The 12098-nt window shown below is 37.5% G+C and carries 9 protein-coding genes; 5 read left to right on the forward strand and 4 right to left on the reverse strand.

Features of this window, described 5'->3' with window-relative positions; translation table 11 throughout:
- Positions 1–109: 109 nt before the first annotated feature.
- The 3 genes from ACSQ6I_RS18340 to ACSQ6I_RS18350 all read left to right on the forward strand — a co-directional run bounded on the left by ACSQ6I_RS18340 (position 110) and on the right by ACSQ6I_RS18350 (position 4263).
- Positions 110–1780 carry a PfaD family polyunsaturated fatty acid/polyketide biosynthesis protein gene (locus tag ACSQ6I_RS18340; protein WP_438891726.1) on the forward strand — a complete coding sequence of 557 codons (1671 nt, stop codon included), beginning with the start codon at positions 110–112 and terminating at the stop codon, positions 1778–1780.
- 2 nt (positions 1781–1782) lie between these two features.
- Positions 1783–3300 carry a thioester reductase domain-containing protein gene (locus ACSQ6I_RS18345; protein WP_438891727.1) on the forward strand — a complete coding sequence of 506 codons (1518 nt, stop codon included), beginning with the start codon at positions 1783–1785 and terminating at the stop codon, positions 3298–3300.
- A 159-nt stretch (positions 3301–3459) separates the two neighbouring features.
- A complete protein-coding gene (locus ACSQ6I_RS18350; protein WP_438891728.1) occupies positions 3460–4263 on the forward strand; it encodes an SDR family NAD(P)-dependent oxidoreductase in 804 nt (267 codons plus the stop codon).
- Positions 4264–4650: 387 nt separating this feature from the next.
- Here the strand turns inward: ACSQ6I_RS18350 and ACSQ6I_RS18355 are convergent, their stop codons facing one another.
- Positions 4651–5664: a cyanophycinase gene (locus ACSQ6I_RS18355; RefSeq protein WP_438891729.1), complete on the reverse strand. Its 1014-nt coding sequence runs from the start codon at positions 5662–5664 to the stop codon at positions 4651–4653.
- A 236-nt stretch (positions 5665–5900) separates the two neighbouring features.
- On the opposite strand from ACSQ6I_RS18355, the gene ACSQ6I_RS18360 reads away from it, so the two are divergent.
- Together ACSQ6I_RS18360 and lysS are read left to right on the forward strand one after the other, a co-directional pair.
- Positions 5901–6797, forward strand: coding sequence for an MBL fold metallo-hydrolase (locus ACSQ6I_RS18360; protein WP_438891730.1), 897 nt, complete (start codon positions 5901–5903; stop codon positions 6795–6797).
- A gap of 73 nt (positions 6798–6870) precedes the next feature.
- Complete coding sequence (lysS, locus tag ACSQ6I_RS18365) at positions 6871–8454, forward strand: lysine--tRNA ligase (RefSeq protein WP_438891731.1); 1584 nt, start codon at positions 6871–6873, stop codon at positions 8452–8454.
- Positions 8455–8576: 122 nt separating this feature from the next.
- On the opposite strand, the gene ACSQ6I_RS18370 is transcribed toward lysS, so the two are convergent.
- The 3 genes from ACSQ6I_RS18370 to ACSQ6I_RS18380 all read right to left on the reverse strand — a co-directional run bounded on the left by ACSQ6I_RS18370 (position 8577) and on the right by ACSQ6I_RS18380 (position 11942).
- Positions 8577–9959 carry a hypothetical protein gene (locus ACSQ6I_RS18370; RefSeq protein ID WP_438891732.1) on the reverse strand — a complete coding sequence of 461 codons (1383 nt, stop codon included), beginning with the start codon at positions 9957–9959 and terminating at the stop codon, positions 8577–8579.
- A 73-nt stretch (positions 9960–10032) separates the two neighbouring features.
- Positions 10033–11142: a glutamate 5-kinase gene (gene proB, locus ACSQ6I_RS18375; protein WP_438891733.1), complete on the reverse strand. Its 1110-nt coding sequence runs from the start codon at positions 11140–11142 to the stop codon at positions 10033–10035.
- Between the two features lie 260 nt (positions 11143–11402).
- Positions 11403–11942, reverse strand: a complete 540-nt coding sequence (locus ACSQ6I_RS18380; protein ID WP_438891734.1) for a YqeG family HAD IIIA-type phosphatase — start codon at positions 11940–11942, stop codon at positions 11403–11405.
- Between the last annotated feature and the right edge of the window lie 156 nt (positions 11943–12098).

The raw sequence follows: 12098 nt of genomic DNA on the forward strand, positions 1-12098 counted from the left end.
CACACCGAGACGTAGAAATATCAAACCTCCTTCTCTGTGTTTCTGCGTCTCTGCGTGAGATAAACTCCTCGTCCCAAATCCATTGCTTACAAATTGAGGAACAATTACCGTGACAACACTCGATACGGTACTAAATAAATACGATAATGGTCTTGTTTTTTCTACCTTATCCAATAATCAAAATCAAGTTTGGAAAGGTTCATTAGATTGTATTGCTTTTGAACAAAAAGCCATCATTGATAAATTTTTATCATTAGATCAACCTTGTTACATTCTTAAAGTAGCTAGTAACATTGGCGTTACTAACGATGGTTATTTAGCATCTGCTGATAACGGTTTCTCAGCACAAGCGGAACTTTTAATCTCACTTCCACCATTGCGACTGCAACAATTTGGCGACCCTAACTTTCTTGCCGTTCATGGTGTGAAATCTGCCTACATGACAGGTGCAATGGCAGGTGGTATTGCTTCCGAAGAAATGGTAATTGCACTAGGAAAAGAGCAGCTTTTAGGTTCTTTTGGTGCAGGTGGTTTAACTCCAGACCGGATAGAAACTGCTATCAACCGTATTCAAGAAGCCTTACCTAATGGCCCTTATGCCTTTAATTTAATTCACAGTCCCAACGAACCAGCCATTGAACGCCGCGCAGTAGATTTATACCTCAAATATGAGGTAAGAACTGTAGAAGCATCTGCATTTTTAGACTTAACTCCCAACATCGTTTATTACCGAGTTGCTGGACTGAGTTTAAATGCAGCCAATGAAATTGAAATTAAAAATAAAGTCATTGCCAAAATTTCTCGTCGTGAAGTTGCGACTAAATTTTTGCAACCAGCGCCTGCAAGAATTCTCAAAGAATTAATTCAGCAAGGATTAATTACTGAATTTCAAGCAAGTCTTGCCAGCAAAGTACCAATGGCTGATGATATTACCGTTGAAGCCGATTCCGGTGGTCATACAGATAATCGTCCTTTGGTTTGCTTGCTACCATCAATTATTACTTTGCGAGATGAAATTCAAGCACAATATAATTATCAAAAACCGATTAGAGTAGGAGTAGCTGGAGGGATTGGTACACCAGAATCAGCCTTAGCTGCTTTTATGATGGGTGCTGCTTATATAGTGACTGGTTCAATTAATCAATCCTGTATTGAATCTGGAGCTTGTGATTATACCAAAAAATTATTAGCCCAAGCAGAAATGGCTGATATGATGATGGCTCCAGCAGCAGATATGTTTGAAATGGGAGTCAAATTGCAAGTTCTCAAACGCGGGACAATGTTCCCAATGCGGGCGCAGAAACTATATGAATTATACCGCAATTATGACTCAATTGAAGATATTCCCCTTGCGGAAAGAGAAAAATTAGAAAAACAAATCTTTCGTAAAACTATCGCTGAAGTTTGGGAGGGAACTGCTGCTTATTTATCCCAGAAAAACCCTGAAAAGTTGGGTAAAGCAGTCAATAATCCGAAGCTAAAAATGGCTTTAATTTTTCGCTGGTATTTAGGACTATCCTCTCGTTGGTCTAGTTCTGGTGAAAAAGGAAGAGAAGTCGATTATCAAATTTGGTGCGGTCCCGCTATGGGTGGTTTCAATGACTGGGTGCGTGGTTCCTATCTAGCAGAGCCTAATAATCGTCATGTGGTTGATGTTGCATATCACATCATGTTGGGAACAGCCTTTTTATACCGCATTCAAAGCTTGAAAATTCAAGGTTTGCAAATCCCTAATTACTACGGTCAATATCACCCAGTTCACTCTATATTGGAGATCTAAAAATGAATTTAAAACCTGCTTATAATGCTGAAGATATTCAAGCATTCATGGTGTCTAATCTGGCTGAAGTTATTGGAGTCACACCTGAAGAAGTTGATGTCAAAGAAAATTTAGAAAATTATGGTTTGGATTCAGCCCAAGCTATGATTATCATCAGTAAATTGGAGCAATTACTAGGTTTTAAACCTTCTCCTGTTTTACTTTGGCATTACCCAACTATTGCTTCACTGTCTGAACGATTAGCTGAAGAAGTTCCCAAACAATCTCAGGTAAAAGATTCAGAAACTGGAACAGTTACTGCTGTAAATATTGCTCCTCCTTTTCTAGATTTAGCTGCTGAAGCTGTTCTTGACCCCACTATTCAACCCAGTTCAATATCTGCTGTATCTGTCAGCAACCCCAAAAATATCTTTTTAACTGGGGGAACAGGTTATTTAGGTGCTTTTGTAATTAAGGAACTGCTAGAAGCAACTCAAGCAAATATCTATTGCTTAGTGCGTGCTACTGATGTTACCGAAGGTAAGAGCAAATTAGCAAACAATCTCCAACAGTATGCACTTTGGGATGATAAATATTCTTCTAGAATTATCCCAATTGTTGGTGATTTAGCACAGCCACTTTTGGGTATTGGTACAGAACAGTTTCAAAATCTAGCTGCTAATATTGATGTTATCTATCATAGTGGTGCTTTGCTGAATTATGTGTATCCTTACTCAGCATTAAAAGCAGCTAATGTTTTAGGAACTCAAGAAGTTTTGCGTTTAGCTTGTCAAACCAAAGTTAAGCCTGTACATTATGTTTCCAGTGTCGCTGTTTTTGAATCAACTGCCTATGCTGGTAAAGTTGTTAAAGAACAGGATGACTTTCATGATTGGCAAGGTATTTTTCTCGGTTACTCTCAGACTAAATGGGTAGCAGAAAAATTAGTCAAAATTGCTGGTGATAGAGGGCTTCCTATTACTATCTACAGACCACCTTTAATTTCTGGAGATAGCAAAACAGGGATTTGTAATACCCACGATTTTATCAATTTGATGATCAAAGGCTGTCTACAAATGGGATATTTCCCTGATGTAGATTATATGTTAGATATGTCTCCTGTAGACTATGTAAGCAAAGCCGTTGTATATCTATCTCGTCAAGAAACATCAATTGGTAAAGCTTTCCATTTACAACATCCCCAACCAGCTTCTCTAAAGTCTTTAGTTGAATGGATACGAACTTTTGGTTTTTCACTTCAGATGATTCCCTACGAACAATGGCAAGCAGAGTTAATCAATAATGTCACTTCTCAAGATAATCCTTTATACACTCTGCGTCCATTTTTATTAGAACGTTGGTCTGATGAGCAAATAACCATTCCTGATTTGTATTTGCAAGCTAGAAGACCAATTATTAGCTGTGAAAAAACTCTAGAAGCATTGAAGGGAAGTTCTATCGTTTGTCCACCAATTGATTCTCAATTATTGATCACTTACACTTCCTATTTAATGCAGACTGGCTTCTTAAGTCTTGCCTAAATATAGTGATTCAATGCTGGGAAAGAGTGGTTGATAGTAATAAATAAGTTGTCAGAACATTAATTAATTTCTAGTCAACCTATTTTTATTGATTTATCACTCTTTACTCAGCAAGACTCAACTGATATTACTTGTGGTGAAATTCACCAAACTTTTGCTATGAAAATCAAAGATCAAGGACAGTATAAAAAAACTGCTCTTATTACTGGTGCTGCCAGTGGAATTGGCTACGAATTAGCCTGTATTTTTGCTTCTGAGAATTATAATCTTGTTTTAGTAGATAGAAACGAGTTAAAATTACTAGAAATTGCGATAGAATTTCAGGAAAAATTTCAGCTTATTATCAGAACTATTGTCAAAGATTTATCTATATCAACATCTCCTGAAGAAATTTTTACAGAACTACAACAAGCAGATATTAAAGTCGATGTGCTGGTGAACAATGCCGGCTTTGGTACTCATGGCTTATTTAATGAAACAAACCTAAATACTGAACTAGAAATGTTGCAGGTAAACTTGGTTTGTCTCACCCATTTAACTAAGTTATTTCTCAAAAATATGGTTAAGGAAGGCAAAGGAAAAATATTAAATGTTTCCTCTGCTGCTGCTTTTCAACCAGGACCTTTAATGGCAGTTTATTTTGCAACTAAAGCTTATGTATTATCCTTTTCTGAAGCTATAGCTAATGAATTAGAAGGAACAGGTGTGACGGTGACAGTGCTTTGTCCAGGTTCAACAGTTTCTGCTTTTCATGAACGAACAGGAATGGCAGATTCTAAACTAGTGAAGGGTCAGAAGATGATGGATGCTAAAACTGTTGCCCAAATTGGTTATGATGCTTTAATGGAAGGGAAGACAATTGTAATTCCCGGACTGCTAAATAAAATACTGGCGAAAATTGTCGGATTTTTCCCTAGAAATCTGGTAACAAGAACTGTGAGAACTATGCAAGAAGATAAATAAGTATTCAGTTAAGAGTAATGATCCTGTCTTGTTATATGCCATGCTGCGCTATCAGAATGACATTGGGCATTTCTTTTTATTGAATTATCTAATACCAATTTTATGTAAGGCTGCACAAAATGATGGCATCAATTTAATTACAGCGGATTTCATTTAGTACAAACTTTAATAATGAAACTCTCGTGGTGCGGGCATCCTCGGACTGATCCTGTCGAAGTCTTGCCCGCTAGATATGTACCTACTTACTTACAGCGAAATCCCGCTATCAATGAGAGTAGAGGCAGAGCCTCTGTGATAGCATTCCTAGTCTCTGACTAGGAACGAGATATGGTAAAGATTAATTGGATAATTTATTTTTTGGTACTCCCTAAGCTTAAATATTTCAGATTAATTGATTGGGTTTCTTTTAAAACCAGAGTTTCCACCGTTGGTAAACCAGTATTCCCAAGTTCCTCCAGAAGCAGTTGACCAATTATTGAGATCAAATTGTCCACTTCCTGCTGGTGTACCTGCAATTTTATAAGCTTTAACAGCTTTTCCGTTATTATTCCAAACTAAGGGTAAATTATGTTTAATTTGTTCTGGTACTATACCGTTAGTTTTCAGAAAATAGGCATCTTCTCCTTTACCTGAACCATTGCCAAATACCTTAGCAATTCCCTTTTCATCAATGGCAACAAATGCACCTTCTTCTAAACCAATAGCAAAAACTGAAAGTTGATTGCTATCATGAACAACTCTAGCCAGTAATCCAAAAAGTCTCCCATATCTTGTTTCCGAATGATTTTTATTAATTCGGTCTAAATGCGTGTCAGTAATTACATTTTTGAGAAATGGGACTTTAATAAAGTCACTGCGATAAATATCCTTTGTGTTGTGATGAAAAGGATCATTTAAAATTTCTGAACTCTGTACTCCTCGATGGGAAGGTGCATAATAATAATCTCCCAAAATCGCCATCCCAGCACTAGTTCCCGCAACAGGAACTTTTTTTTCATTAATCAAAAAATTAATTGCATCTTCTACAGCGCTACCTTCCCAATAATCTTCATAGGCATTCTGATCACCACCAGCTATAAATAGAGCATCAGCTTCGCGGATGTATTCGATAACTTTCGGATCATTAGCTGCTTCCCGACTGTCAATAGAAAGTTCAGCAGATGAAGTAATCAAATCTCTATAATGATCACAAATCCAATCAGCTTGTCTGCCAATTCCACCGGAACGAAGAACTAAATAGTTGCCTCGATCTGCTTTATTGAGGAACCATTCAGTGGCTGCCTCTTCTCCAGATTTTCCCCCTTCTGCTCCACCAATTAACAGAATGCTAAATACTGGTTTGGCAGAGGTACTATTGACTTTTCCACATTCTCTAATATAGTCAAATTCTCGTCTCACCATAAAAATCACCTTTGGTACTTACTGAGAATGACAAATTCCGAGCATCTTTTATGTTCAAAAAATACAGTTTTCTAAATTATTAATAATAATGAAAGTCGCGGTATGAGTTTATATGGTTGATTTTTTACGCCAAATTGCTTAGTAAGCATCTAGCTTTTGGTAGTCTTGAAGCTGAATTATCTTTGTTAGCGTGATGATCTAGATAGAGTTTATTACTTCTGCTAAGAGGTTTTAAAATGGCTCATTTAAACCAACGTCGTCCTGAAAATGTGAACGGCGATTTTTACGTTGATACTACTTGTATTGATTGTGATACCTGTCGCTGGATGGCTCCTCAAGTATTTTCTCGTATTGGTGAACAATCTGCGGTTTATCATCAACCAACAAACGAAACAGGAAGATTAGCTGCACTGCAAGCACTTCTATCTTGTCCTACCAGTTCGATTGGTACAGTAGAAACACCGAAAGATATTAAATCTGTGCAACAAAGTTTCCCAATTTTAATAGATGAAAACATTTACTATTGTGGCTATCATTCAGAAAAATCTTTTGCTGCTACTACTTATTTAATTCTCATTCCAGAAAGTAATATTTTAGTAGGTTCTCCCAGATTTAACTCTCCTTTAGTCAAGCGTCTAGAAGAGTTGGGAGGAATTCGTTATCTGTACCTGACTCACAAAGATGATCTTGCAGATCATCAAAAATTCGCCGAGCATTTTCACGCTTCTCGCATTTTGCATATTGATGATATTGATACAGGAACACGCGACATAGAAATACATATAACAGGTTCCAAACCATTGCAGTTAAATCCAGATTTGTTAATTATTCCTATTCCTGGTCACACTAAAGGACATACGGCTTTACTCTACAAAAATAAATTTCTCTTCACCGGTGATCATCTTGCTTGGTCAGAAGACTTGCACCAGTTAGCGGCGTTTCATGAATTCTGCTGGTATTCCTGGTCAGAACAAATTCAATCAATGCGTAAATTGGCTAATTACTCCTTTGAGTGGGTGCTACCCAGTCACGGACGACGCTTTCATACTGATGTTGAGACTATGCAACAGCAGATGCACAGGTGTATTGATTTTATGGAAACTTTTAACGCTAAAGCGCCAGTTACAAGCTAATAGCTGATGTAACTCATCACTGATGACGAATCATAGAGGTAGAATAGAGAGATTGTGAAAATAAATATGGCAAATGTTTTGGGCTGATAAAATCGCTGCTGATGCACAAGGCTACCAGGTAGTTAATGATTCCAAGACTCCTTCAGGTAGAGTACACGTAGGGTCTTTGCGGGGTGTGGTTATCCATGACGTTATTTACCGTGCCTTGAAACACGCAGGTAAGCCCGTGAAATTCTTATACGGTGTGGATGATTATGACGCATTGGATACTGTTCCTAAATATTTAGATCAAGAAAAGTTTGCTCCTTATCTTGGTTTTCCGTTGTGTAATGTTCCATCTCCAGAAGATACAGCTAGTGATTACGCTAAGTATTTCATTGGCGAATTTTTTGAGGTTTTTGAGTATTTAGGAATTAAACCAGAGACTTATTTTTTACGGGATTTATATCGGACTGGAAAACTAAATTCCTATATCGACACTTTCTTGAAAAATGCTCACCTCGTTAGAGAAGCATATAAAGAGGTAAGTAAAGCAGATCGTCCCAATAACTGGTATCCTTTTCAAGTTATTTGTGAAAATTGCGGCAAAATCGCCACAACTGTAACTACAGATTACAACGGTTCAGAAGTTTTTTACACTTGTAATCCAAATGCAACCGACTATGTAAAAGGTTGTGGTCATTCGGGTTGGGTTTCTCCTTTTGATGGTAATGGTAAATTACCTTGGAAGGTTGAATGGGTTGCTAAGTGGGATGTATTGGGTGTAACTATCGAAATGGCAGGTAAAGACCACTCTCAAAAAGGTGGTTCTAGAGATGTTGCTAATTCTATAACTCGCAAAGTTTTACAAAAGCAACCTCCTTTCCATTCTCCCTATGAATTTATTCTTGTGAATGGCACAAAAATGAGTTCTTCTAAAGGAGTGGGTTCGAGTGCAAAGGAAATTGCGGCTTTACTTCCTCCTGAATTATTGCGCTTTTTGATGTTGCGGACTCAGCCAAGATCAGTAATTAATTTTGCGCCAAATTATGAAACTGTGACTCGTTTATTCAGAGACTACGATACTTTAATAAACAAGTATTCTAATTCTCCTGAATTAACTGAGGAATTAATGCCGTTATTTTACGCGCAATTAGGGGATGAAGTTAAAACTTTCCAACCTTTTGATTTTAGTACGCTGATTTCACTGTTGCAAGTTCCTCGTTTGAATATTCAAGAAGAGGTTAAACAACGTAGTCCACAGACTTTAACTGAGTATGATCAGCAAATTGTTAATCAAAGAATTGCTGCTGCACAATTGTGGTTACAAGACTATGCAGATGAGGAAGAAAAGTTAGTTCTCTATTTGGAACAAGTCCCAGAAAAAGCAAATGAATTGACTGAAGAACAAGTTGCTTATTTGCAAAAATTGATAGAGAATTTGCAGAATATTTCTAATTGGGAAGCTGAGGAATTGCAAACTTTGATTTTCTCAACTACTAAGGAGTTACAGATTCAACAAGCTAATGCTTTTAAGGCTTTGTATCTATCGTTTTTAAATAAAGAAAGGGGTCCAAAAGCCGGCGGTTTGTTGTCTTATTTAGAGAAGTCATTTGTGATTTCAAGGTTGCAAGATGTTGTGGCTTTGAATGCAGATAAGGAAAAGGCGGAAGTTTAGGTAATTCCCAGATCAAACAACTTGTAGGGTGTGTTAGGTGGAACACCGTAACGCACCGTTATATACAAAGATGGTGCGTTAGCGACAGCGTAACGCACCCTACAACTTTCTAACTAAATACTCTACTGTAATGATGAGCGATAATCAATTAATTGCTTAAGTTTGTCAATAGCAGAAATATCATTAAATTCTTCCTCATCTAATTTTTGTCTAAAATTTATCCAGTATGGCTGAATAGAACCATTCTGATTGACAGAATCTTGGAACAAAGAAGCAATAATCTCTGGACAATCAGTTGCGTCGTAAATTTGATCATTAGTACAAAATCCATCTAGTAAATATTTCCACTGCTCTGGTTTTAACCAAGAAGCTATTGTACTTAATTTCCGAGCATTAGCTTCAGCATTCCGATAATTTTTAGATTCGATAAAATTGTCTATGTAAAGTTGTATAGATTTTGATATCTGCTCTTTTAACGCAGGTTCTACTAATTCAGTTAAAGCAGAAATATCTTGTATCTCAAATAGTTTCTCTAGAGAAATACCTCTAAGTTTCTTCCTTACAGCATCTTTCAAAAAGTCTATATGAGCAGCATCTACTAAGATATCAAGATTATTAGATCTTATAGATGTATCAAAATTTTCTATGAAAGTATTTGCTTTTAACTTACAGGGTTCACTTAAACTTTCCCAAACTGTTATTTTTGCAAGATAAATTATTACTTTAGACCAATTTCCATCCGTAACTTTATCAAGAATAATATTTGATAATTTTTCATTTAAAACTTGGTTGGTTTCTCGATAATACATCATAGATACAGCTTGAAGAGCAGAAAACTGACGGCTTATTTCATTTTCTGAATAATCCTTAGTTAATAAACTGACAGTCAATCCAGTAACAATATCTTTAATTAAAGCAAATCGTGCGTGAGCAAGTGGTCCTTTCTTAAAGTATTCAACTGCACGTTCTGGATCGGGAGGAAAATGCTCTGATTTTATGTCTAGAAAAATTCTTTCTTTCGCTGCTCTTCCTTGAACAGGAGGATATTGTAAAAATTGCATTACCGCACTTCTCAAGTGATAACGTGCTAGTTCTGCTGTAGCCTCAAAAGGTTCTTCTAAAGATGTCATAGAAGGGTGAGCGCATCGACTTCTATCTTCAAATAGCCTGATAATATCTTTTTGTTCTACGGGTGATATTAATTCAAACTTTCCAAGAGCTTCTTTTGGAATATTTGATTCAAACTCCCACAGTCCTTTAAAGTCTGAATTTAAACTCTTCTTTTCAAAATCTTTTAATATCTCAGTCGCTTGACCGTCTCCTAACTGTTCTAATTGTCTCAATTTGTGGAGAAAATCGAATACAACTGCATTCCATGTTGAAACTATACAAGAGCGATATGCTCCTGCACGATAGCAAGCGACAGCTTCTTGAATAAATTTTTTTGTTGACTTATCTCGACAAAGAACTATTAATTCATCTAGGTCAATAAAATTTCCGTGCATAAAATGCTAATAACATTATTTTAACTGTGTTGATTTTATCACACTGCTAAATAAGGTTATGGCGTATATATGCTTAAATCAAAACTAAATTATCCCGGTGAATCACAGTTTCCGCACCCCCATAACCCAAAATCCCCGCAATATCCCGTGAATGACAACCACGAATTTTTTGCAAATCTTCGCTGTTATAGTTAACTAATCCTCTGGCAATTTCGTTACCACTGCGATCGCACAACTGCACTGCTTCCTGATTCTCAAACTTCCCTTCTACAGCCTTAATTCCCGCCGCTAACAAAGATTTTCCCGCTTGTAAAATGGCATTTATTGCCCCATCATCTAAATATAATTTACCCGTAGGAACCAAACCATAAGCTATCCAGCGTTTCCTCGCTGAAGTTGGTTCTGGTTGGGGTTCAAAATGCGTTCCTATAGCTTCCCCTTGAATAATTTTTTCAATATTGCGCGGAAAACGTCCTTGAGTAATTACAGTTCTCACACCAGCTGCGATCGCAATTCTCGCAGCCGAAATCTTTGTCACCATCCCCCCAGTACCCCACTGTGAACCCTGTCCCCCCGTTTGGATTTGTAATTCTGCCAATTCTTTCATATTACTAATTAAAGAAATAGGACGGGCATCTGGTACAGTACGAGGATCTGCTGAATACAATCTATCCACATCTGTCAGCAAAAATAACCAATCTGCTTCGACTAAACTAGCAACTAAAGCGGAAAGGGTGTCGTTATCACCAAATTTTAATTCCTCTACCGCTACTGTATCATTTTCATTCACCACTGGAATTACACCCAGACCTAATAATTCCTGAAAAGTATTATAGGCATTGAGATAACGACTACGCTGTACTAAATCCGCCCTAGTTAATAATACTTGTGCTATAGGTTGTTCTAAAGTACTAAATAAATCATCATAAATACGCATGAGCCGACCTTGGCCAACGGCTGCTACAGCTTGTTTGAGAGCGATCGCTTTCGGACGTTCTGTTAAACCCAGACGCGCACAACCCACACCCACAGCACCAGAGGAAACCAAAATCACGCGATGCCCTTGATGCCTCAAATAGCACAGAGTTTCCGTCAAAGTAGCAATGGTGGAAAGGGCGAGTTGTCCTGTTTCTGGTTGAGTAAGGCTAGAAGTACCGATTTTAACAACTATTGTTTTAGTCATGGGGCATAGGACATGGGGGATGGGGCAAGAGGTTATTTTCCTCCTACACCCTTTACTCAGTACTCGGTACTCAGTACTAAAAATTGTACAGCGCCAATCCCTCTATAGTGAAGGCTGACGCTGTACGGGTTTATATTTATCTGTTATCTGCTAGGGTCTTTGTTAGCTGACCCTGATATTATCAATATATATATTCTCTGATTTTCAGGAAACCTTAAGATTTCTTAAGAATTTCTTTAGATTTAGTTTCCTGATGATTGTTAATCTTTGTGAACCTTTTCTTGCTTGGGAATAATAGATGCGCCTAATATCTCCGATATCCAGACTTCAAAGTTACGGATGGGATGAGAACGGAGGGCGGCATCAGCATGGACAATCGGTTCGACTAAAATAGTAAACATACCCAGACGATTACCTGCGATCACATCAGTAAACAAGCGATCGCCTACCATACCCACTTGATTGACAGGTAAATTCATTCCTTGAAGTGCAGCTCGAATTTTGCGTCGTGAAGGTTTAGCAGCACCCAGGTAATAAGGTAAGTTAAGGGAACGGGCAATACTCCCAATTCGGGATTCACTCAGGTTATTGCTGACTAAACACAGTGCAGCACAAGCGCGGATTTCTTCTACCCAATCTCGCAGTTCCGAGGAAGCCTCCTTAACTGTAATTGGTACTAAAGTTTCATCCACATCCAAAACCAGCCCTTTTAGCCCATATTGTTGGATAATACCTGGAGTCAAGTTCAATACTGAACCCTCTAAAATCAAGTCAGGCTGTAAGACATTGTTCCAAGTCATAATAATTTTAGATTTTGGATTTTGGATTTTGAATTGGAAATACTTACCCTAAGAGGATGTTTGAAAAGGGGTTGCTGATGTATTAAAAACCTTAGATCCTCCTAAATACTCCTTTTTAAGGGGATTAGGGGGGAATGGCTTCGCCACGCAAGCTAT

The sequence above is a fragment of the Anabaena sp. WFMT genome, assembly GCF_051781005.1.
Lineage (GTDB): Bacteria > Cyanobacteriota > Cyanobacteriia > Cyanobacteriales > Nostocaceae > Anabaena.

Bases quoted from the DNA above. Each gene is read 5' to 3' on its own strand.
- ACSQ6I_RS18370 (WP_438891732.1), bottom strand. From the start codon at position 9,959: ATGCACGGAAATTTTATTGACCTAGATGAATTAATAGTTCTTTGTCGA.
- ACSQ6I_RS18360 (WP_438891730.1), top strand. From the start codon at position 5,901: ATGGCTCATTTAAACCAACGTCGTCCTGAAAATGTGAACGGCGATTTT.
- ACSQ6I_RS18380 (WP_438891734.1), bottom strand. From the start codon at position 11,942: ATGACTTGGAACAATGTCTTACAGCCTGACTTGATTTTAGAGGGTTCA.
- lysS (WP_438891731.1), top strand. From the start codon at position 6,871: ATGTTTTGGGCTGATAAAATCGCTGCTGATGCACAAGGCTACCAGGTA.
- ACSQ6I_RS18350 (WP_438891728.1), top strand. From the start codon at position 3,460: ATGAAAATCAAAGATCAAGGACAGTATAAAAAAACTGCTCTTATTACT.
- proB (WP_438891733.1), bottom strand. From the start codon at position 11,142: ATGACTAAAACAATAGTTGTTAAAATCGGTACTTCTAGCCTTACTCAA.
- ACSQ6I_RS18345 (WP_438891727.1), top strand. From the start codon at position 1,783: ATGAATTTAAAACCTGCTTATAATGCTGAAGATATTCAAGCATTCATG.
- ACSQ6I_RS18355 (WP_438891729.1), bottom strand. From the start codon at position 5,664: ATGGTGAGACGAGAATTTGACTATATTAGAGAATGTGGAAAAGTCAAT.